Annotated in this window: 20 protein-coding genes; 17 read left to right on the top strand and 3 right to left on the bottom strand. The window is 71.3% G+C overall.

Annotation, left to right across the window (positions count from 1 at the left end; all coding sequences use genetic code 11):
- Window positions 1-16 precede the first annotated feature (16 nt).
- The 6 genes from ACFT4A_RS33615 (at window position 17) to ACFT4A_RS33590 (ending at window position 6,576) form a co-directional block, all read left to right on the top strand.
- Complete coding sequence (locus ACFT4A_RS33615) at window positions 17-1,210, top strand: argininosuccinate synthase (protein WP_382837828.1); 1,194 nt, start codon at window positions 17-19, stop codon at window positions 1,208-1,210.
- Window positions 1,211-1,322: 112 nt separating this feature from the next.
- Window positions 1,323-2,759: an argininosuccinate lyase gene (gene argH / locus ACFT4A_RS33610; RefSeq protein WP_382837826.1), complete on the top strand. Its 1,437-nt coding sequence runs from the start codon at window positions 1,323-1,325 to the stop codon at window positions 2,757-2,759.
- A gap of 135 nt (window positions 2,760-2,894) precedes the next feature.
- A complete protein-coding gene (locus ACFT4A_RS33605; RefSeq protein ID WP_382837823.1) occupies window positions 2,895-3,866 on the top strand; it encodes an aldo/keto reductase in 972 nt (323 codons plus the stop codon).
- A gap of 106 nt (window positions 3,867-3,972) precedes the next feature.
- Window positions 3,973-4,524, top strand: a complete 552-nt coding sequence (locus ACFT4A_RS33600) for a TetR/AcrR family transcriptional regulator (protein ID WP_382837820.1) — start codon at window positions 3,973-3,975, stop codon at window positions 4,522-4,524.
- Window positions 4,521-6,053 (top strand): MFS transporter, encoded by a 1,533-nt coding sequence (locus ACFT4A_RS33595; RefSeq protein WP_382837817.1) that lies wholly within the window; start codon window positions 4,521-4,523, stop codon window positions 6,051-6,053. Before ACFT4A_RS33600 ends, ACFT4A_RS33595 begins: the two co-directional genes overlap by 4 nt.
- 85 nt (window positions 6,054-6,138) lie before the next feature.
- Complete coding sequence (locus ACFT4A_RS33590) at window positions 6,139-6,576, top strand: nuclear transport factor 2 family protein (RefSeq protein ID WP_382837814.1); 438 nt, start codon at window positions 6,139-6,141, stop codon at window positions 6,574-6,576.
- Between the two features lie 60 nt (window positions 6,577-6,636).
- On the opposite strand, the gene ACFT4A_RS33585 is transcribed toward ACFT4A_RS33590, so the two are convergent.
- Window positions 6,637-7,311: a lysophospholipid acyltransferase family protein gene (locus tag ACFT4A_RS33585; RefSeq protein WP_382837811.1), complete on the bottom strand. Its 675-nt coding sequence runs from the start codon at window positions 7,309-7,311 to the stop codon at window positions 6,637-6,639.
- Between the two features lie 388 nt (window positions 7,312-7,699).
- Here ACFT4A_RS33585 and ACFT4A_RS33580 point away from each other — a divergent pair, with 388 nt between their 5' ends.
- From ACFT4A_RS33580 to ACFT4A_RS33570, 3 genes are all read left to right on the top strand, one after another.
- Window positions 7,700-8,872 (top strand): glycerophosphodiester phosphodiesterase, encoded by a 1,173-nt coding sequence (locus ACFT4A_RS33580; protein ID WP_382837808.1) that lies wholly within the window; start codon window positions 7,700-7,702, stop codon window positions 8,870-8,872.
- Between the two features lie 74 nt (window positions 8,873-8,946).
- Window positions 8,947-9,441: an RNA polymerase sigma factor gene (locus tag ACFT4A_RS33575; protein ID WP_382837805.1), complete on the top strand. Its 495-nt coding sequence runs from the start codon at window positions 8,947-8,949 to the stop codon at window positions 9,439-9,441.
- Window positions 9,442-9,498: 57 nt separating this feature from the next.
- Entirely contained in the window at window positions 9,499-9,996 is a 498-nt protein-coding gene (locus ACFT4A_RS33570) for a GNAT family N-acetyltransferase (protein WP_382837865.1), read from the top strand.
- Window positions 9,997-10,078: 82 nt separating this feature from the next.
- Here the strand turns inward: ACFT4A_RS33570 and ACFT4A_RS33565 are convergent, their stop codons facing one another.
- Together ACFT4A_RS33565 and ACFT4A_RS33560 are read right to left on the bottom strand one after the other, a co-directional pair.
- Entirely contained in the window at window positions 10,079-10,495 is a 417-nt protein-coding gene (locus ACFT4A_RS33565; protein ID WP_382837802.1) for a hypothetical protein, read from the bottom strand.
- Window positions 10,476-10,835, bottom strand: coding sequence for a hypothetical protein (locus tag ACFT4A_RS33560; protein WP_184597297.1), 360 nt, complete (start codon window positions 10,833-10,835; stop codon window positions 10,476-10,478). Before ACFT4A_RS33560 ends, ACFT4A_RS33565 begins: the two co-directional genes overlap by 20 nt.
- Before the next feature lie 69 nt (window positions 10,836-10,904).
- Here ACFT4A_RS33560 and ACFT4A_RS33555 point away from each other — a divergent pair, with 69 nt between their 5' ends.
- The 8 genes from ACFT4A_RS33555 (at window position 10,905) to cobA (ending at window position 22,011) form a co-directional block, all read left to right on the top strand.
- Window positions 10,905-11,555, top strand: coding sequence for an HAD family hydrolase (locus tag ACFT4A_RS33555; protein WP_382837799.1), 651 nt, complete (start codon window positions 10,905-10,907; stop codon window positions 11,553-11,555).
- A 379-nt stretch (window positions 11,556-11,934) separates the two neighbouring features.
- The gene (locus ACFT4A_RS33550; protein WP_382837796.1) at window positions 11,935-12,969 is read left to right on the top strand and encodes a methionine ABC transporter ATP-binding protein; all 1,035 of its coding nucleotides are present in this window, start codon (window positions 11,935-11,937) and stop codon (window positions 12,967-12,969) included.
- Window positions 12,966-13,673 carry a methionine ABC transporter permease gene (locus ACFT4A_RS33545; RefSeq protein WP_382837793.1) on the top strand — a complete coding sequence of 236 codons (708 nt, stop codon included), beginning with the start codon at window positions 12,966-12,968 and terminating at the stop codon, window positions 13,671-13,673. The genes ACFT4A_RS33550 and ACFT4A_RS33545 overlap by 4 nt, the downstream gene beginning before the upstream one ends.
- Before the next feature lie 62 nt (window positions 13,674-13,735).
- The gene (locus ACFT4A_RS33540) at window positions 13,736-14,554 is read left to right on the top strand and encodes a MetQ/NlpA family ABC transporter substrate-binding protein (protein WP_382837790.1); all 819 of its coding nucleotides are present in this window, start codon (window positions 13,736-13,738) and stop codon (window positions 14,552-14,554) included.
- Window positions 14,555-14,695: 141 nt separating this feature from the next.
- Window positions 14,696-15,328, top strand: coding sequence for a GNAT family N-acetyltransferase (locus ACFT4A_RS33535; protein ID WP_382837787.1), 633 nt, complete (start codon window positions 14,696-14,698; stop codon window positions 15,326-15,328).
- Between the two features lie 136 nt (window positions 15,329-15,464).
- The gene (cbiE, locus tag ACFT4A_RS33530; RefSeq protein WP_382837785.1) at window positions 15,465-16,685 is read left to right on the top strand and encodes a precorrin-6y C5,15-methyltransferase (decarboxylating) subunit CbiE; all 1,221 of its coding nucleotides are present in this window, start codon (window positions 15,465-15,467) and stop codon (window positions 16,683-16,685) included.
- 367 nt (window positions 16,686-17,052) lie between these two features.
- A complete protein-coding gene (gene cobT / locus ACFT4A_RS33525) occupies window positions 17,053-20,652 on the top strand; it encodes a nicotinate-nucleotide--dimethylbenzimidazole phosphoribosyltransferase (RefSeq protein ID WP_382837782.1) in 3,600 nt (1,199 codons plus the stop codon).
- 117 nt (window positions 20,653-20,769) lie between these two features.
- On the top strand, window positions 20,770-22,011 hold the full coding sequence (gene cobA, locus ACFT4A_RS33520) for a uroporphyrinogen-III C-methyltransferase (RefSeq protein WP_382837779.1): 1,242 nt from the start codon (window positions 20,770-20,772) through the stop codon (window positions 22,009-22,011).
- Window positions 22,012-22,040: the final 29 nt, after the last annotated feature.

Raw genomic sequence — 22,040 nt, 5'->3', positions numbered from 1 at the left:
ATGAGGGGAAGAACCCGTGACCGAGCGCGTCGTACTCGCCTACTCAGGCGGTCTTGACACCTCCGTCGCCATCGGCTGGATCGCCGAGGAGACGGGCGCCGAGGTCATCGCGGTCGCGGTCGACGTCGGCCAGGGCGGCGAGGACCTGGACGTCATCCGCAAGCGCGCGCTCGCCTGCGGCGCCGTCGAGGCTGAGGTCGCGGACGCCAGGGACGAGTTCGCCGAGGAGTACTGCCTCCCGGCGATCAAGGCCAACGCCCTCTACATGGACCGCTACCCGCTGGTCTCCGCCCTGTCCCGGCCGACGATCGTCAAGCACCTCGTGGCCGCCGCCCGGAAGCACGGAGCCACCACCGTCGCCCACGGCTGCACCGGCAAGGGCAACGACCAGGTCCGCTTCGAGGCCGGCATCGTCGCCCTCGCTCCCGACCTGAAGTGCATCGCCCCGGTCCGCGACTACGCCATGACCCGCGACAAGGCCATCGCCTTCTGCGAGGCCAAGGGCCTGCCGATCGCGACCTCCAAGAAGTCGCCGTACTCCATCGACCAGAACGTCTTCGGCCGCGCCATCGAGACCGGCTTCCTCGAGGACATCTGGAACGCGCCGATCGAGGACATCTACGAGTACACCGAGAACCCGGCTCTCACCCGGGAGTCCGACGAGGTGGTCGTCTCCTTCAAGGAGGGCGTCCCGGTCGCCCTCGACGGCAGGCCCGTCACCGTCCTCCAGGCGATCCAGCAGCTCAACGAGCGCGCCGGCGCCCAGGGCATCGGCCGGATCGACATGGTCGAGGACCGGCTCGTCGGCATCAAGTCGCGCGAGGTCTACGAGGCTCCGGGCGCCATCGCCCTGATCACCGCCCACCAGGAGCTGGAGAGCGTCACCGTCGAGCGCGAACTCGCCCGCTACAAGCGCGGCGTCGAGCAGCGCTGGAGCGAGCTGGTCTACGACGGCCAGTGGTTCTCCCCGCTCAAGCGTGCCCTGGACGGCTTCGTCGACGAGGCGAACCAGCATGTCACCGGGGACGTACGGATGACCCTGCACGGCGGTCGCGCGGTCGTCACGGGCCGGCGTTCGCAGCAGTCGCTGTACGACTTCGACCTCGCGACCTACGACACGGGCGACACCTTCGACCAGTCCGCCGCCAAGGGCTTCATCGACATCTACAGCCTGTCGTCGAAGATCGCGGCGAAGCGCGACCTGGCGTAGGCGTTCACGGGACCTGGCCTGGGCGTATAAAGGTCTTCGTCCAAAGGTCCGCGTCCAACGGTCCGCATCTACAGGTCCGCGTCCCATCCACACCCCTCTAGGAGCAACGCAAGTGAGCAGCAACAGCGGTGACGTCCGGCTCTGGGGCGGCCGTTTCGCCGACGGTCCCGCCGAGGCCCTGGCGAAGCTGTCCGCGTCCGTCCACTTCGACTGGCGGCTCGCGCCGTACGACATCGCCGGTTCGCGAGCCCACGCGCGCGTGCTGCACAAGGCCGGGCTGCTCACGGACGACGAGCTGACGAGGATGCTCGAGGGCCTGGACCGCCTCGAAGCGGACGTCGCCGACGGCTCCTTCGTCGGCACCATCGCCGACGAGGACGTGCACACCGCGCTGGAGCGCGGCCTGCTGGAGCGGCTCGGCCCCGACCTGGGCGGCAAGCTGCGCGCGGGCCGCTCCCGCAACGACCAGGTCGCCACCCTCTTCCGGATGTACCTGCGCGACCACGCCCGGGTCGTCGGCGGCCTGATCGCGGAGCTCCAGGACGCCCTGATCGGCCTCGCCGAGGCGCATCCCGACGTGGCGATGCCCGGCCGTACGCACCTCCAGCACGCCCAGCCGGTCCTGTTCGCGCACCACGTCCTGGCCCATGTCCAGTCCCTCTCCCGGGACGCGGAGCGGCTGCGCCAGTGGGACGCCCGCACGGCGGTCTCGCCCTACGGCTCGGGTGCCCTGGCGGGCTCCTCCCTCGGCCTGGACCCGGAGGCGGTGGCGAAGGACCTCGGGTTCGAGCACGGCTCCGCGGGCAACTCCATCGACGGCACGGCCTCCCGCGACTTCGTCGCCGAGTTCGCCTTCATCACGGCGATGATCGGGGTCAACCTCTCCCGGATCGCCGAGGAGGTCATCATCTGGAACACGAAGGAGTTCTCCTTCGTGACCCTGCACGACGCGTTCTCGACGGGCTCGTCGATCATGCCGCAGAAGAAGAACCCGGACATCGCGGAGCTGGCCCGGGGCAAGTCCGGCCGCCTGATCGGCAACCTGACGGGCCTGCTGGCCACGCTCAAGGCCCTTCCCCTCGCGTACAACCGCGACCTCCAGGAGGACAAGGAGCCGGTCTTCGACTCCATCGACCAGCTGGAGGTCCTGCTGCCGGCCTTCACCGGCATGATGGCCACCCTCACGGTCCACCGCGAGCGCATGGAGGAACTGGCCCCGGCCGGCTTCTCCCTCGCCACGGACATCGCCGAGTGGCTGGTCAAGCAGGGCGTCCCGTTCCGCGTCGCCCACGAGGTCGCCGGCGAGTGCGTGAAGGTCGCCGAGGCGGAGAACAAGGAACTGGACGACCTGACGGACGAGCAGTTCGCCAAGATCTCCTCCCACCTGACCCCCGAGGTCCGCACGGTCCTCAACGTCCCCGGCGCCCTGGCCTCCCGCAACGGCAGGGGCGGCACGGCCCCGAGCGCGGTCGCCACCCAGCTGACAGAGGTGAAGGCGGACGTGCAGTCCCAGCACGAATGGGCGACAGCACGACAGCGGACCAAATAGGGGCGCGGGGAACTGCGCGACAAGCCCCCACAACCCGCACTCGCAAGACACCGCAAGTCCCGAGCTCTGAGGCGAAGGTCATCGCGGGTTACGTTGGGTCGAAGCCGAACCGGAGCCGACCGAACGGAGCCCGCGATGCCCTTCGCCCGCCTGGCCACAGCAACCACCCCCACCTGCCACATCGGCCTCGGCCTCGCCGCCGTAGGGCGCCCCGGTTACATCAACCTCGGCCGAGACGAAGACCTCGGAGAAGACCGCAGCGTAGAGACGCTCCGCAACCGCACACACGAACTCCTGGACGCCGCCTACGCCCAGGGCGTCCGCTACTTCGACGCCGCCCGCTCCTACGGCCGCTCGGAGGAGTTCCTCGCCGACTGGCTCCACGCGAGGCCCGCCTTCGACGACATCGTCGTCGGCAGCAAGTGGGGCTACACCTACACCGCCGACTGGTCCACCGACGCCGACCGCCACGAGGTCAAGGACCACGCCCTGCCCACCTACGAACGGCAGCGCGCGGAGAGCGACGAGCTGCTCGGCGACCGGCTCGACCTCTACCAGATCCACTCGGTGACCCCGGACAGCCCGGCCCTCACCGACAAGGAACTGCACGCGAAGCTCGCGGAGGCCGCCGCCCAGGGCCTCACCATCGGCTTCTCCACCAGCGGTCCGGCCCAGGCGGACGCGATCCGCGCGGCCCTCGCCGTGACGGTCGACGGCGAACCCCTCTTCCGTACCGTCCAGTCCACGTACAACGCACTGGAGACCTCCGCCGCGCCCGCCCTCGCCGAGGCGCACGACGCCGGGCTCACGGTGATCGTCAAGGAGGGCATGGCCAACGGCCGGCTCGCGGGCCCGCATGCCCCGGCCGTCCTGAAGGAGATCTCCGCGGAAGCGGACCTGGGCTGCGACGCCGTCGCTCTCGCCGCGATCCTGCGACAGCCCTGGGCCGGTGTGGTCCTCTCCGGCGCCGCCACCACCAACCAGCTCGCGTCGAACCTGCACGCAGCGGCCGTCGACCTCGACGACGACCAGCTGACCCGCCTCGCCACGCTGACCGAGGAACCGCACACGTACTGGGAGCGGCGCGGGCAGCTGCCCTGGCACTGAGTCTCACCTCTCCTCAAAGCGACAACAGCCGACCGACAACCGAACAGCATGAGACGAGCACGCCCGGCGTGAGACATCAGTGTCTCATCTGGGCTATGCTCGTCTCATGGCTGTCGATCCTGACCACGTGCTGCGCACCGCCGCGGCCCTGCTGACCCGTAAATCCACCGCGACCATGGACGAGGTCGCCAAGGCCGCCGGGATCAGCCGCGCCACGCTGCACCGCCACTTCGCCGGGCGGGACGTCCTCGTCCGCGCCCTGGAGTCGCTGGGCATCGCGGAGTGCGAGGCCGCGCTGGACGCGGCCCGGCTCGACGAGGGCACGGCGAGTGACGCCGTACGCCGGCTGGTCGGGGCCATCGAGCCCGTCGCCGGACTGCTCGCGTTCCTCTACTCCGAGAACCAGTTGTTCGAGGGCGAGGAGATGAACGCGGGCTGGACCCTGATAGACGACCGGATCTCCGCCCTGTTCCGGCGCGGCCAGCTCGGCGGCGAGTTCCGTATCGACCTCACACCGGCCTGGCTCACCGAGGCGCTCTACGGCCTGATGGCCTCCGGCGCCTGGATGGTGCACAGCGGCAAGGGCGCACCCAAGGACTTCCAGCACATGATCGTCGAGCTGCTGCTCGGCGGCGCACTACGGAGAGAGGAACCATGACCAGCACCTTGCAGGCGGCGGAAGCGACCGAGGCGGTGAAGCGCCCGGGCCGCTGGCTCGCACTCGGCGTCCTCGTGCTCGCCGTGCTGCTGGTGGCCGTCGACGCGACCGTGCTCGGTCTCGCGACCCCCTACATCAGCGAGGATCTCAAGCCCTCCGGCACGCAGCTGCTGTGGATCGGCGACGTCTACTCGTTCGTCATCGCCGGTCTGCTCGTCTCCATGGGCAGCCTCGGCGACCGCATCGGCCGCAAGCGGATCCTGCTGATCGGTGCCACGGCGTTCGGCGCGATATCCGTGTTCAACGCCTATGCCACCACCCCCGAGATGTTGATCGTCGCGCGGGCCCTGCTGGGCGTCGCCGGTGCCACCCTGATGCCGGCCACGCTCGCGCTGATCCGCAACCTCTTCCACGACCCGCGCGAACGCAGCCTCGCCGTCGGCATCTGGGGCGCCACCGCCTCCGCCGGTACGGCCGTGGGCCCGATCGTCGGCGGGTTCCTGCTGGAGCACTTCTGGTGGGGCTCGGTCTTCCTGATCAACCTGCCCGTGATGGCCGTCCTGGTCCTCGTCGGGATCAAGCTGCTGCCCGAGTCGCGCACCGCGAACGCCGGCCCCTGGGACCTGGTCAGCGTCGTGCTGTCGCTGGTCGGCATGGTCGGTGTCGTGTACGCGATCAAGGAGGTCGCCACCCACGGCTTCGCCTGGGCCACCCTGGCCGCCGGCCTGCTGGGCGCGGCTGCCCTGTACGGGTTCGTACGCCGTCAGCTCACGCTCCCGGCCCCGCTGCTGGACATGCGGCTGTTCCGCCACCGAGGCTTCAGTGGAGCCGTGCTGGCGGACCTGCTGACCATTCTCGGCCTGTCCGGGCTGGTGTTCTTCCTCTCCCAGTACCTGCAACTCGTCCAGGGCAGGCGCCCGTTCGAGGCGGGCCTGGCCGAGCTGCCCGCCGCCATCGGCGCGGTGGTGGCCGGACTGGCCGCGGGGCGCGCGGCCCGGCGTTTCTCGGTGCGGGCCGTCGTCGCCGGGGGTCTCGCGGCGATCGGCCTGGCGCTGGCCGCGCTCACGGTGATCGGCCAGTCCACCGGCTACCCGCTGCTCGGGTCCGCGCTGCTGGTCGTCGGTGTCGGTGCCGGTCTCTCCTTCACGGTGACCGCCGACGTGATCCTCTCCAGCGTGCCCAAGGAGCAGGCGGGCTCCGCCTCGGCCGTGTCCGAGACGGCGTACGAACTCGGCGCGGCCCTCGGCATCGCCGTGCTCGGCTCCATCGTGACCGGCGTCTACCGCGACTTCACCGGCCCGGCGGGCACCCCCGCCGCCGCCCACGAGTCGCTCGGCGGCGCCGTCGAGGCCGCCGCGAGCATGCCCGCACACACCTCGGCGGTGATGCTGGACGCGGCCCGCACCTCGTTCGTCGACGGCCTGGCACTCGCGGCGGGCGTCGGCGCTGCGGTCCTGCTGGCCGCGGCGGTGGCGGCGTGGTTCCTGCTGCGGGGGCAGCGGCTCGCAGACGGGGCGGAACATCCGTAGCGTCCAGAGCCGCCGCTCGTCCCGACCGTAGGACGAGGTCCGAATGCCGCCGGTGTGGTCTGCCTCGGTTGATCACACTTGCGGCATGACGACTTCATCCACGACGGACTCGTTGACCATCCTCACCGGCATGTACAGGGCCGAGGCGGAGTACCTGGCGGCCGGAGGCCCAGGTGAGGCTTCGTTCGGTCTGCTGGCGCCCTTCTTCGCGCCTGATGTCGTGCTGCATCAGGCCGAAGCCCTTCCCTTCGGCGGAACCTGGCGTGGGCACGAAGGCCTGGAAGCGTTCTTCCTGGCCATGAGCCGCGCATGGGAAGTGTTCGACATGACGGAGCAGGAGTTCCTCGCCACCGGCGAGACGGCAGTGGTGCTCACCCAGGTCCGTGCTCGTGCCCGTGCCACCGGTCACGAGCTCGGATTCCCGATTCTGCAGACGATCAGGTTCGAGGAGGGACGGATCTCTGAAGTCCGCCCCTTCTACTGGGACTCACATGCTGTCGCCGTAGCGTGCGCGGGGCTCTGACCACTGCCCGGTTCTGCCGCGTGAGCGCGACAGGCCCCGGACGCACCCGCGGCCGGAAGACTACGCCGCTTCCTTGGCCTTGCTGGCGTACATGTCCACGTACTCCTGCCCGGACAGCCGCATGACCTCGCTCATCACCGAGTCCGTCACGGCCCGCAGCACATAGCGGTCCCGGTCCATCCCCTCGTACCGGGAGAACTCCATCGCCTCACCGAACCGCACGGTGACCTTGCCCGGGCGGGGGAGACCCGCGCCGCCCGGCTGCAGCCGGTCCGTGCCGATCATCGCGAACGGCACCACCGGCGCGCCCGTCATCAGCGTGAGCCGGGCGATACCGGTACGCCCCCGGTACAGCCGCCCGTCGGGCGAACGGGTGCCCTCCGGGTAGATGCCGAACATCCGGCCCTCGTCCAGCACCCGGCGCCCGGTCATCAGGGCCGCGACCCCGCCCCGGCCGCCGTCGCGGTCGACCGGGATCATGCCGACGCCGGTGAAGAACCAGGCCATCAGCCGGCCCTTGAGGCCCTTGCCGGTGACGTACTCGTCCTTGCCGATGAAGACCACCTGCCGGTCGCAGACCAGCGGCAGGATCATCGAGTCGATGAACGTCAGGTGGTTGCCGGCCAGGATGACCGGACCGTCGCCGGGAATGTGCTCCGCACCTTCCACCTGTGGGCGGAACATCAGGCGCATGACCGGACCGAGCACTGCCTTGATGAGCGCGAAGCGGGACAACGGACCCTCCGGTGTCAAGGGAATCTGTATGAGTATGTGCAGGTGGGGACGATACTCGTGGCCCCCGGGGTCGCGCACATCGGGCACGATGACTTAACCGAGGCCTTACGCACTGTTGACGCGTGTTTACCTGCGGTGGCGCCTCGTCGGCCGTGTGTAACCCGGCCGCCATGATGTGACGGACATCGCCTCGGACGCCACCGGACGCGTTCCCAGAACCGCCGCACCGAATCGAACGGGGTGCGACGAATCGTCAGATCACCCTCCCCACCAGCCACTACGACATCCGGAGCCACCCGCGTGTTCCGCCCGGGGTCTCCCACCCGTCATGTACGCGCCCCTACGATCAGCCCGCAGTGACGAGTCGAACGGCAGGGAGGGCGCTCACATGGGAACGCAGGAGTCGAACGAAGAAACGAGCGGGACCGGACGGCGGGCCCTGCTCGGCGCGGCGGTGCTCACCGCCGGCGGAGCGGTCCTCGGCATGACCGGCACCGCGCGGGCGGACGGCTCCCGGCACGGCGGCGGACACGGCGGCCTGGGGAGCCTGCCCAAGCCGACGATCGTCGGCCACCGCGGGGCCAGCGGCCACCGCCCGGAGCACACGCTGGGCTCGTACCAGCTGGCCCTCGACCTGGGCGCGGACATCGTCGAGGCGGGCGACCTGGTGCCGACGAAGGACGGGCACCTGGTCTGCCGGCACGAGCCGGAGATCGGCGGCACCACCGACGTCGCCGACCACCCCGAGTTCGCCGGCCGCAAGAAGACCAAGCTCCTCGACGGCGTCTCCACCACCGGCTGGTTCACCGAGGACTTCACGCTCGCCGAGCTGAAGACGCTGCGCGCGATCGAGCGCATCCCGGCCAACCGCCCGCACAACACCCTCTACAACGGGCGCTGGGAGATCCCCACCTTCGAAGAGGTCCTGAAGTGGCAGGACGAGCAGACCCGCAAGCGCGGCAAGCAGGTCTGGATCTACCCCGAGATCAAGCACCCCACCTACTTCCGCAAGCAGGGCCTCCCGCTGGAGGAGCGGGTCGCCAAGGTGCTGCGCAAGCACCGCAAGGACCGGCGGACCTCCCCGGTCGTCATCCAGTCCTTCGAGCCGACCAGCATCGAGCGCCTCAACAAGCTCGTCGACAACCCCCTGGTCGTCCTGCTGTCGTCGGCGGACACCCGTCCCTGGGACTTCGTCGAGACCGGCGACCCGCGCACCGTCGCCGACCTGGTCAAGCCGGCCGGCCTCAGGGAGATCGCCTCCTACGCGCAGGGCATCGGCCCGACCCTCGACCTGGTCATCCCGCGCGACGCCAAGGGCAACCTCACGCAGCCGACGACGCTCGTCGCGGACGCGCACAAGGTGGGGCTGATCCTGCACCCGTGGACCCTGCGCAACGAGAACCCCTTCCTGCCCGCGAACTTCCGCAAGGGCACGGACGCCGACGCCTACGGCGATGTCTTCGGCGCGTACAAGGCGTACTTCGCGACCGGCATCGACGGTGTCTTCACCGACCAGCCCGACACGGGCCTGCTGGCTCGTGAGGACTTCGTCAACGGCTGAGCTCACACCACCCGGTCGAGTGGGCTTCGGCCGCCCGGGCAACCCGCCGCCCGGGCGGCCGCGTCGCTCCGCATATGACACCCGACCTGGTCACCGCCCTGGGCCCGCTGCTCACCGCCGAGGCCTCCGCGGAGGCATATGCCGCGGGAACCGAGCCGAGTGACCTGGAGCAGGCGGTCTGGCTCCGGCTGCTGGAGCGCCTCGACGCCGATGACCCGCCGCTCGACCCTCAGGGATGGCTCCGCCGTGCCGTCCGCTCGGAGGCCCGCCGCACCCGCCGTACGCGCCGCCTCGAACGGCCGTACGCCGGTGAACCGGTCGACGACTGCGGCCGCGACCCCGAACAGCTCGCCCTCGCCGCGGCCCGCGGCCGTGCCCTGCGCGCGGCCGTACGCCGTCTCCCGGGCCGCTGCCCCCGGCTGATCGAGGCGCTGCTCTCCCCACAGGACCTGACATACCGGGAAATCGCAGGGGAGTTGGGTATGTCACAGGGGAGTCTTGGCCCGGAACGTTCCAGATGCCTGGGATGTCTGCGCAGATTGCTCGCGCCGGAGGTTGCGGCCCACTGAGGACGGGGATAGGAGTGGGGGACGACAGGTGATCAGATGAGCGGGAGGCGTGCGCACATGGGCATGAGCGTGACCATCTCTGCGGCGACCGAGCAGGACGCGGAGCAGATCTTCAGGCTGCAGTACCTGTGCTTCCAGCGGGAAGCGGCGCTGTACGGGAACTACCGCATCGACCCGCTCGTCCAAACCCTCGACTCGGTCCGCGAGGAGGTCACCCGGGACTGCGTCTTCGTGGCCCGGCTAGGCGACGAGGTCGTCGGCTCGGTCCGCGGCTCGGTCACCGAGGACGGCGCCGCCGCGATCGGCAAGCTCTGCGTCCACCCGCGCCTCCAGGGCCACGGCATCGGAGCCCGCCTCCTCCGAGCGGCCGAATCGGCCCTGGCCGACCAGCACGGCGCAAAGCGCTTCCGCCTCCACACGGGCCACCGCAACGAGGGCAACCTCCGCCTCTACCGCAAGGTGGGCTACGAAACGGTGGGCACGTCCCAGGGCGCCGACGGCATCCCCATGATCGTCCTGGAGAAGCCGGCGGGAACATACGCAGCCACGGCTTGAGGGCTTGCCTTTGGGGGCGCGGGGAACTGCGCGAACAACCACACCGGGCCCGCGGCCGCCTGTTCACCTCAGGCGGCACCCCCTACTGCGCTCGTGACCGCCGCAGCCAGTAAATGGCGGACAGCGGCAACAACACCGGGATGAACAGATACCCCATCCCGAAGTCCGACCACACAGTCGCGTCAGGAAACGCCGACGGCTCGACCAACGTCCAGGTCCCCACCGTCAGCACACCCACCAACTCCGCGACACAACACACCAGCGCCGCCCGCCGGGCAGTCTCCCCACCCCGCACCAACGAGTACGTGATGAACCCGTACACCAGCCCCGCCACCGCCGACAGCGCATACGCCAGCGGCGCCCGGTCGAACTCCGTCGCGATCTGATACGCCGACCGCGACACCGCCCCGACGACCATCACGCCGTACAGCCACACCAGCAGCGTGCCCGGCCCACTGATCAGCCGCTGCCGAGTCACCTCAGCCTCCCCAGATGTCATAGAGCCGCACCTCCAGCACCGCCAGCACCACACCGCCGGCGGCGACCGTCACCGAGCCCCACCGCGTGCGCTCGGCCAGCGACATGAACCCCGCCGCCGGGACGCACGCGAACGCGCCCAGCAGATACGCCACGAAGATCGTCGTGCCCTGCTCCGGCTTCTCGCCCTGCGCCAGCAGCACGATCCCCACCACCAGCTGGACCAGCGACAGCAGGGTGACCACGGCCATCCCGATGAAGTGCCAGTCCTTCGTCGGCTGGTCACGGTAGGCCGCCCAGCCGCACCAGGCGGCGAGCAGCAGCGCGGCGACGCCGGTCACCAGCGTCAGAGCAGCAAGCATGCTGCGACCTTATTACGGCCGAAAAGGCCCGATGCTTCCGGCCCTGGCCCGCACCGTAGGGTCGAGGGCATGAAGATCCACGCCCAAGCCCTGCTGTTCGACAACGACGGAACCCTGGTCTCCTCCCTCGACTCGGTGGACCGCTGCTGGACGCGGTGGGCCGCGGAGTACGGGATCACGGCCGAGGACTTCGCGCGGGTCGAACTGCACGGCCGGCCGGCCGTCGAGATAGCCGCCGACCTGCTGCCCGCCGAGATCGTGCCGCAGGCCCTCGCGCGGATCGAGGACCTGGAGGTGGAGGACGTACCCAACGGCGGTGTGCACCTCCTGCCCGGGACGCGCGCCTTCCTCGACTCCCTGCCCGCCGAGCGCTGGGCCGTCGTCACCTCGGCCACCCGGCGGCTGGCCGAGGCGCGGCTCGACGCCGTCGGCATCCTCCCCAAGACGCTCGTCGCCGCCGACGACATCACCCGAGGCAAGCCCGACCCCGAGCCCTACCTGCTCGCCGCCCGCACCCTCGGCGTCGACCCGGCCCACTGCGTCGTCTTCGAGGACGCTCCCGCGGGCCTGACGGCCGGCCGCGCCGCCGGGATGACCACCGTGGCGTTGACCACAACCCACCAGGCCCACGAGCTCGACGCCGACCTGATCGTCGAGAACCTGTCGGCCCTGTCCGCACTGGTCACCGAGCAAGGGGTGGAAATCTCCCCCCGCGGCTGACGCCTCCCGGCCCCTGTTCACCGCTGTCCAGCATGCGGACAGCGGCGTGACTGTCAGGACCGTACGCGTGTTTTACTGGCGACCATGACCACGACGAGCGACCGCATCCCCGCGACCGAGGCGACCATGACGCCCGGTGCTCGTTGTATGTGTCGAATGTGCGCCTTCTAGAGGGCCCCCGCACCACCCCCTGAGCTCGCGCCCCGAAGCGAGACAGCGGCAGGTCCGCACGCCCTGAGCGGTGTGGGACGCCAAGCCGCCCCGCGCGCATGTTCTCCCCGGTTCCCCGCCCCAGCGAGAACCGTGTCGCGTCCCTGAACGAACGCATCTGTGCCCGGGCACACCCACGCCCGCGCACTCGACAGTGACGGAAACCCACGTGATCACCACAACGGACCTGACCAAGGTCTACCGTTCACGCGGCCGCGAGGTCACCGCCCTGGACGGCGTCGACCTGCACGTCCGCGAAGGCGAGGTGTACGGCGTCATCGGCCAGTCCGGCGCCGGCAAGTCCTCGCTCATCCGCTGCGTCAACCTGCTGGAACGCCCCACTTCCGGCACCGTGACCGTCGCAGGACAGGACCTCACCGCCCTGGCCGGCCGCGGCCCGCGCGCCGGAAAGGAACTGCGGGAGGCGCGCAGCCGGATCGGCATGGTCTTCCAGCACTTCAACCTGCTGTCCTCGCGGACCGTCCAGGACAACGTCGAACTGCCGCTGGAGATCCTCGGCAAGTCCGGCAGGGAACGCTCCCGCAAGGCGCTGGAACTGCTCGACCTGGTCGGCCTCGCCGACAAGGCGGGCGCCTACCCCGCGCAGCTCTCGGGCGGCCAGAAGCAGCGCGTCGGCATCGCCCGCGCCCTCGCCGGCGACCCGAAGGTGCTGCTGTCCGACGAGGCCACCAGCGCCCTCGACCCGGAGACCACCCGCTCCATCCTGGCGCTGCTGCGCGACCTGAACCGGCAGCTCGGCCTGACCGTCCTGCTCATCACGCACGAGATGGACGTCGTGAAGTCGGTCTGCGACTCCGCAGCGCTCATGGAGCACGGCCGCGTCGTGGAGTCGGGCACGGTCAGCGAACTGCTCGCGACCCCCGGCTCCGAGCTGGCCTCCGCGCTGTTCCCGCTCGGCGGCGAGGCCTCCGGCGACGACCGCACCGTCGTCGACGTCACCTTCCAGGGCGAGAGCGCGACCCAGCCGGTCATCTCGCAGCTCGCCCGCACCTACAACATCGACATATCGATCCTCGGCGCGGCCATCGACACCGTCGGCGGCCTCCAGGTCGGCCGGATGCGCATCGAACTGCCCGGCCGCTACGAGGACAACGTCGTACCGATCGGGTTCCTGCGCGAGCAGGGACTGCAGATCGACGTCCTGGGCCACGAGTCCGAACTGGTGAAGGAGGGTGTCAAGTGACCTGGTCCGAGATGCAGCCACTGCTGGAACAGGCGTGTTGGGACACGCTCTACATGGTCGGCTGGTCCACGCTCATCGCCGTGGTCGGCGGACTGCCGCTCGGGATCCTGCTGGTCCTGACCGACCGCGGCGGCCTGCTCCAGAACCTCGCCGCCAACAAGGTCATCGGGCAGATCGTGAACATCGCCCGCTCCCTGCCGTTCATCATCCTGATGGTCGCCCTGATGGGCTTCACCCGCTCCATCACCGGGACGACCATCGGCGTCGAAGCCGCCATCGTGCCGCTCGCCGTCGGCGCCATCCCCTTCTTCGCGCGCCTGGTCGAGACGGCCGTCCGCGAAGTGGACCACGGGCTCGTCGAGGCCGTGCAGTCCATGGGTGGCAACACCTGGACCATCGTCCGCAAGGTCCTCGTACCCGAGTCCCTGCCGTCGCTGATCTCCAGCACCACCACCACGATCGTCGCCCTCATCGGCTACTCGGCCATGGCGGGCACGGTCGGCGCAGGCGGCCTCGGCGACATCGCCATCCGCTACGGCTACCAGCGCTTCGAGACCCAGCTGATGTGGATCACCGTCGCGATCCTCGCCGTCGTCATCTCGCTCATCCAGTTCGCCGGCGACTACGCGGCCCGCTCCCTGCACCGCCGCGGCGCCCACTCCGGCCCCGCCCCGAAGCTGCGGCTGCTGAAGGCCGCCTCCTGAGACTCCCCGTTCACCCACGACGGGGCCGCACCACCTCAAGGCCATAAGGAAAGGCACTTTTCGTGCGTAACACCGCCAAGATCACCACCGCCGTCCTCGCCGCCGGAGCCCTCACCCTCGGGCTCAGCGCCTGCGGCGCGGGCGACTCCGGCTCCGACGGACCCCTGATCGTCGCCGCCAGCCCCACTCCGCACGCCGAGATCCTCACCTACGTCAAGGACAACCTGGCGAAGAAGGAGGGCCTCGACCTGGAGGTCAAGGAGTTCACCGACTACGTCACGCCGAACACGGCGACGCAGGACGGCTCCGTGGGCGCCAACTACTTCCAGAACCAGCCGTACCTCGACGACTTCAACAAGAAGAACGGCACCGACATCGTGCCCGTCGTCACGGTCCACCTGGAGCCGCTCGGCCTCTACTCCCACAAGGTCAAGAAGGCCGACGCCCTGAAGAGCGGTGCGACGGTCGCCATCCCCAACGACACCGTCAACGAGGCCCGCGCCCTCAAGCTCCTCGCCGCGAACGGGCTCATCACCCTCAAGGCGGGCATCGGCAACGAGGCGACCCCTTCGGACATCACCAAGAACCCGAAGAACCTCAAGTTCAAGGAGCTGGAGGCGGCTCAGACCCCGCGCTCCCTCGACGACGTGGACGCCGCCGTCGTCAACGGCAACTACGCCCTCTCGTCCGACCTCAAGCCGGCGAAGGACGCCCTCGTCCTGGAGTCCCCGAAGGACAACCCGTACGGCAACTTCCTCGCCGTGAAGAAGGGCGAGGAGAAGGACCCGCGGGTGAAGAAGCTGGCGAAGCTTCTCACCTCGCCCGAGGTGAAGAAGTTCATTCAGGACAAGTACGACGGCGCCGTGCTCGCCTCCTTCTGAGGCCTCGCCCGGCACCCGCGCCGCACAGGGTCCTCCCTCACCGGGTGGGGGAGGACCCCGTGGTGCGCAGCAGTGCATTCATGCTGCATGCTGGGCAGTTGAGCAGGCCCTGAAGGTTCACCGAAGGTTACGGAGCGGCGCATGACGAGCACCTTTCCCAACGTCTCCATCAGCACGGAGCGGTTGGTGCTGCGTCCCCTTGACGAAGACGACGTCGCCGCCCTGGCCGCGATGATGAACGACGAACAGGTGGCGGCCTGGACCTCCGTCCCGCAGCCCTTCACGGAGGACGGCGCCCGCACCTGGATCACCGAGTACGCCCCCGCCGAGCGCACCGAGGGCCGCGGCCTCGACTTCGCGGTCACCGAGTTCCTCACCCAGCGCCTGGTCGGCGTCATCCAGCTCGGCAAGACCAACTGGCGCGTACGCTCCACCGAACTGTCGTACATCATCGCGCCCTGGGCCCGAGGCGAGGGCTACGCCTCCGAGGCCGCCCTCGTCACCGCCCGGTGGCTCTTCTCGGACCAGAAGTTCGAGCGCATCGAACTGCGCACGGCGGCCGACAACACCGCCTCCCAGCAGGTCGCCCAGAAGATCGGCTGTATCAGCGAGGGCGTGCTGCGCAACGCCTGTATAGCCCGCAGCCGTGCCGAGGACGGCACGTGGACGGACGTACGCACCGACTTCATCGTCTGGAGCCTGCTCCCCGAGGACCTGGAGGGCGTCGGCGGCCGGCTGCCCGATGGCTTCACGTCCTTCGGCGACTGGAACTGACCGGAACGGCCACCGTGCGCGAGCGCACCGCCGTCCCCTCCACCGGCTCCACCGGGTACTCTCACCAAGCCCGACCACGGGCCGCCCGCGACACGACACGCAGACGACCTGCGACATCCTCTGGAGACTGACGACGATGGCCGACCGGGTCACGGTGATCGGCTGGGACGGTTCGCCGCTGACCGACGCGGCACGCGCCGCCCTGGGTGCCGCCACGCTCGTGGCGGGTGCCGCCCACCACCTGGCGCTCCCCGAGGTACCCGCCGGCGCCGAGCGCATCCGCCTCGGCAGCGTCGCCCTCGCCGCCCGCCGCATCGCCGGCCACCGCGGCACGGCCGTCGTGCTCGCCGACGGCGACCCAGGCTATTTCGGCGTCGTGAAGACCCTGCGCGCCCCCGAGTTCGGCCTCGAGGTCGAGGTCGTCCCCGCCGTCTCCTCCGTCGCCGCCGCGTTCGCCCGCGCCGGCATGCCCTGGGACGACGCAGAGGTGGTCGTCGCACACCGCCGCACCCTGCGCCGCGCGGTGAATGTATGCCGAGCCCACACCAAGGTGGCCGTCCTCACCTCACCCGGCGCCGGCCCGGCCGAACTCGGCCTGCTCCTCGAAGGAGTCCACCGCTCCTTCGTCATCTGCGAGGAACTCGGCACCGAACGCGAGCGCGTCACGATCGTCTCCTCCGACCGGGCCGCCGACCACGCCTGGCGCGACCCCAACGTCGTCATCGTCCTCGGCGGCCCGGCCGGACCCGGCACGGCGGGGGAGGCCGGCGGCTGGATCGCCGGCCGCGACCCGTCCGCCGGGCCCCGCGGCTGGTCCCTGCCCGCCGAGTCGTACGGCGCCCCCCTCGGCGAGGGCGAGACCCAGCCGCTGCGCGCCTCCCAACTCGCCCGCCTCGGACCGCGCGTCGGCGACCTCGTGTGGGACATCGGCTGCGGCAGCGGCGCCTTCGCCGTCGAGGCGGCACGCGCAGGCGCCGCCGTCATCGCCGTCGACAGCGACCGGGCCGCCTGCGCCCGCACCGACGCCACCGCCCGCCGTCTCGGCGTCCAGCTCCAGATCGTGCACGGCACCGCCCCGCACATCCTGGAGAACCTCCCCGAACCGGACGTCGTCCGCGTCGGCGCCGGGGGAGCGGCCGTCGTCTCGGCGGTCGCCGACCGCCGCCCGCAGCGCATCGTCACGCACGCCGGCACCCGCGACGCCGCCGAACTCATCGGCCGCGACCTGACGGAGCACGGCTACGGCGTCGAGTGCGCCCTGCTGCAGTCCGTCGAACTCGACACCCGGGCCTGGACGGAGAAGGAACGGAGCGTCGCGTTCCTGCTCAGCGGCGTGCTGCCGCGGCGCAGCGCCTGATCCCGCCGCCGTCCCCGTGATCGGGTTGTCGTACTGCGCGCGGTAGGCTGGCCGATCGTTGCACCGCACGCGGGCGCCCGGCACTTCGTCGGTCAATGTCCGGAAAACCCGCCCGTTTTGGGGTGTGTGTGGTACGGCAGAACCGGAGGACGCGCAACGTGGCGCAGTCCACAGCGGAACCGTCGCGGATCAAGCTGCCGTGAGGGTGGCACGCCCGCGACAATGCCAGTGAATGGCTTTGTCGCCTTTTTGCGGCGGGCCGCTCGTGCCGCTGGGGACGCACGCTCGTTCTTCACAGCGGGGCGGTCGGTGCGCCGTCCCGGGCGAGCTGGTCGTAGGAGCACTAACCGATGGGCGAGGGGTACGCATGACCGACACCGGCCAGGTCCCGGGCGAGGGACTGCCGGAGAACGCAGGCATGGTGGAGCAGCCGGGCGCCCCCGCGCACGGTTCGTACACCTACCTCTCCGAACCCGAGACCACCGCCGAGGACGACGACCTGCTGCTGTTGCCGGGCGCCCAGGGAGCCTGGGGCAACGAGGTCGCCCCGCCCATGCCGGAGCCGGTCGCCGAGACCGTGCACGAGCCGGGCCCGCACGAGATCTCCGGCCGCGACAGCGGCTCGGTCGACCTCGGCGGCGTCCGGCTGCCCGACCCTCCGCCGATCCCGCCCGTCACTCCGCGCCGCCCGCTGCACCTCGGCCCGCCGCTGCCCGACAGCTCCGCCAGCCCGGTCCGCTCCCTCGCCGATCGCGGCCCGGCGGACGTGCCGCTGCGACAGCCCGTGCCGGCGTCGGCGGGACCCGAGTACCTCGACGCCCCGCGCGCCCCGGAGATGCCCTCGTCCCCGGCGGCGCCCTGGGACGCGCAGGTCACCCACCAGGCCCCGGTGAGCGCAGGGGCGGCCCCTGCGGAAACGGTTGTTCCGGAACCGCAGCCGGTGGCCGAGGCCGAGGCGCCTGTGCAGGTGGCCGAGGCCGTTTCCGCGCCTGAACCGGTTCCGGGAGAGGTGCCGGTCGTGGACGGTTCTGTTCAGGGCGGTGAGCCGGTGGTTGCCACTGGTCCCCCTGAGGCTTCTGTGCCGGTTGCCGTAGGCGACTCCGCCGACTCCGCCGACGCCGGCGATCAGGTTCCGGCGGCTGTCGAGGAGCAGGACGTGGTTCCCGCTCCTGTCGCCGAAGCCGTCCCGGTCGCCGAGGCCGCACCGGCCCCTGAAGCGGTCCCGTTCCCGGAGGCCGCGACCGCGCCCGAGGCTCCCGCCGAGACGCTCGAGGCAGCTCCCGCCGTGGCGCCGGAGCCGGTCGCTCCCGAGCCGGTCGCTCCCGAGCCGGTCGCTCCCGAGGCCGTCGCAGAAGCGCCCGCGGAGGTTGTCGGCCCCGAGGCCGCCGCACCCGGCCCGGACGCGACCGTCCCCGAGGCCGTGGCGCCGGAGCCGGACGCCCCCGGCGTCGAGGCCCCCGCGCCGGTCGCCGAGCCGATCGCCCCGCAGGCCGCCCCCGCTCCTGCCCCCGAGGCGCCGGCTCCACAGCCCGCCCCTGAGGCGCCGGCTCCGGTGGCCCCTGCCCCGGCCGCCGACGCACCGGAGGCACCAGCCGTACCGGTTCAGCCCGCCCCGGCCCCTGCCCAGGTCACCGAGACACCCGTGCCCGACGCGCCCGCCGAGGCCCCCGCACCGCCCCAGGCCCCCGAGGTAACGGAGCCCGCCCCCGTGGCCGAGGAAGTCGCTCCCGAGCCCGCCCCCGTGGTTGAGGAGGTCGCTCCCGCTCCGGCCCCCGCAGCCGCGGAAGTCACTCCCGACCCCGCCCCCGTGCCGATGGCCCCCGCGCCCGAGACCATGGACGTCCCCCCGGCACCCGCCGAGGACGTCACCGTCGTACTCCCCGAGCCGATCGCGGACGAGACGGCGGACGAGCGGACGGACGAGACGGCGGACGAGCAGACGGACGAGACGGCGGACGAGCGAACGGACGAGCGAACGGACGAGCAAAGCATGCAGCCGGTCCAGGGCCCCCAGCAGTCCCAGCCGCCCGCCGCCCCCCAGCCGGAACAGCCCGAGGAGCCGGAGCAGCCGGCCCCCGTCGCCACTGTCCCCGCACCCCGTGACGGCGACGCCGAACTCGTCCAGAACGCCGACGACCTGGACACCCGGGCCGCCGACCAGGAAGACTTGGCCGACCAGGCACGTCACGACGAAGAAAGCACGGCCGCAGTGGCAGAGGCACGACAGTCCACCGGCCCCGCCGCCCCCGCGTACGACGCCGCCGAGCGCGAGGCCGTACTGAAGGTCATGCGCGAACGCCGCGACATCCGCAACGGCTTCCGCAGCGACCCGATCCCGCACGAGGTGCTGCTCCGTGTCCTGGAGGCCGCCCACCACGCGCCCTCCGTCGGCCACTCGCAGCCCTGGGACTTCGTCGTGATCCGCTCCGCCGACACTCGGCGCGCGATGCACGAACTGGCCATGCGCCAGCGCGACGCGTACGCGAAGTCCCTCCCCAAGGGCCGGGCGAAGCAGTTCAAGGAACTGAAGATCGAGGCCATCCTCGACACACCGGTGAACATCGTCGTCACCGCCGACCCGACCCGCGGCGGCCGCCACACCCTCGGCCGTCACACCCAGCCCCAGATGGCGCCGTACTCGGCGGCCCTGGCCGTGGAGAACCTCTGGCTCGCCGCCCGCGCCGAAGGCCTCGGCGTCGGCTGGGTCAGCTTCTTCGACGAGCGCGAGATGGTCCGCGCCCTCGGCCTGCCCGACCACCTCGAAGTCATCGCCTACCTGTGCGTCGGTTACGTCGACGAGTTCCCTGACGAGCCCGAGTTGCTGCAGGCGGGCTGGTCCAAGCGCCGCCCGCTGTCCTGGGTCGTGCACGAGGAGACGTACGGCCGCCGCGCACTGCCCGGAGAGGAACCGCACGACCTGCTCGCCGAGACCGTGGCGCAGATCCGCCCGCTGGACGCCAAGGCGCTCGGCGAGGCGTGGGAGCGCCAGAAGCGTATGACCAAGCCGGCCGGTGCGCTGGGCATGCTGGAGATCATCTCCGCGCAGCTGTCCGGCCTGTCCCGCCAGTGCCCGCCGCCCATCCCGGAGCCCGCGGCCGTCGCGATCTTCGCCGGTGACCACGGAGTGCACGCGCAGGGGGTGACGCCCTGGCCGCAGGAGGTCACGGCCCAGATGGTGGCCAACTTCCTGGGCGGCGGCGCCGTCTGCAACGCCTTCGCCACCCAGGTGGGCGCCGAGGTCTGCATCGTCGACGTGGGCGTCGCCGCCGACCTCCCGGCCACCCCGGGACTGCTGCCCCGCAAGGTCCGGGCCGGTACGTCCGACCTGACCACCGGGCCCGCGATGACCCGCGAGGAGGCCAAGCAGGCCATCGAGGTCGGCATCGAGACCGCCCGCGACCTGGTCGCCGCCGGCAACAAGGCCCTGCTCACCGGCGAGATGGGCATCGCGAACACGACCGCCTCCGCCGCCCTGATCTCCGTCTTCACGGGTGCGGACCCGGCCGAGGTCACGGGCCGGGGCACCGGCATCAACGACGAGACCCTCGCCCGTAAGACGGAGGTCGTCCGCCGCGCGCTGGAACTCCACCAGCCGGACCCGGCCGACCCGATCGGCGTGCTCGCCGCGATCGGCGGCTTCGAGCACGCCGCCATCGTCGGCCTCCTCCTCGGCGGCGCCTCCCTGCGGACGCCGGTGATCCTGGACGGCGTCAGCGCCGGTGCCGCCGCCCTGGTGGCCCGCGCCATCGCCCCCGAGGTCCTGGCCGCCTGCATCGCCGGTCACCGCAGCGCCGAGCCGGGCCATGTCGCGGCCCTCAACAAGCTGGGCCTGCGCCCCCTGGTCGACCTCGACCTCCGCTTGGGCGAGGGCACGGGCGCCCTCCTGGCCCTGCCGCTGGTGCAGAGCACGGCCCGGGCGATGCACGAGGTGGCGACGTTCGACTCGGCGGGAGTCACTGAGAAGTAGGTGCCGAGGGCCGGCTCCGGTGCCCAGCCACTGGACCACCGGAGCCGTCCCGACTCCTGCCCATTAAAATTCGCACGTCAGGGCTACCGCACCGCCGTCAACAGGAGCCGCACCCCCATGGCCGAACACCCCGCCTACCCCGTAGGCCTCCGCCTCACCGGCCGCCGCGTGGTCGTTCTCGGCGGCGGCCAGGTCGCCCAGCGCCGCCTCCCGGCGCTGATAGCGGCAGGTGCGGACGTCTTCCTCGTGTCCCCCAGCGCCACCCCCTCCGTCGAAGCCATGGCGGACGCCGGCGAGATCACCTGGCAGCGGCGCCGCTACGAGGAAGGCGACCTCGAGAACGCCTGGTACGCCCTGATCGCCACCGGCGACACGGAGGCGAACACCCGGGCCTCCGCCGAAGCCGAGAGCCGCCGCGTCTGGTGCGTCCGTTCCGACGACGCCGACGAGGCGACGGCCTGGACCCCGGCCACCGGCCACAGCGAGGGCGTCACGGTCGCCGTCCTGACCACGGACGCCAAGGGCCGCGACCCCCGCCACACCGCCGCCGTCCGCGACGCGGTCGTGGAGGGCCTGCGCGACGGCACACTCGTCGCCCCGCACCACCGCACCCGCACCCCCGGAGTCGCCCTGGTCGGCGGCGGCCCCGGCGACCCGGACCTGATCACGGTCCGCGGCCGTCGCCTGCTCGCCGAGGCGGACGTCGTCATCGCGGACCGCCTCGGCCCGCGCGACCTCCTCGCCGAACTCCCGCCCCATGTCGAGGTGATCGACGCGGCGAAGATCCCCTACGGGCGCTTCATGGCCCAGGAGGCCATCAACAGCGCGCTGATCGAGCACGCGAAGCAGGGCAAGTCGGTGGTCCGCCTGAAGGGCGGCGACCCCTACGTCTTCGGCCGCGGCATGGAGGAGCTCCAGGCCCTCGCCGAGGTCGGCATCCCGTGCACCGTCGTCCCCGGGATCTCCAGCTCCATCTCGGTCCCGAGCGCGGCCGGCATCCCGGTCACCCACCGCGGCGTCGCCCATGAGTTCACCGTGGTCAGCGGCCATGTCGCGCCCGACGACGAGCGCTCCCTGGTCGACTGGCCGTCCCTGGCCAGGCTGACCGGCACGCTGGTGATCCTCATGGGCGTCGACAAGATCGGAAAGATCGCCGAGACGCTCGTCGCGCACGGAAAGCCGGCCGACACCCCCGTCGCCCTCGTCCAGGAGGGCACGACGGCCGCTCAGCGCCGGGTCGACGCCACCCTCGCGACGGTCGCGGAGAGGGTACGGGCCGAGGATGTGAAGCCCCCGGCGGTCATCGTCATCGGCGAGGTCGTGAAGGTGGGCGCCGAGAACCCCGCGCCCCGTGAGTAACCCCGGGTAACACAACCCGTACCGAGCCG

Source organism: Streptomyces sp. NPDC057099 (assembly GCF_042671245.1).
Lineage (GTDB): Bacteria > Actinomycetota > Actinomycetes > Streptomycetales > Streptomycetaceae > Streptomyces > Streptomyces purpurascens.
Note: the sequence above shows the minus strand (reverse complement) of the source record. Positions and strands in the feature narration are given on the sequence as shown.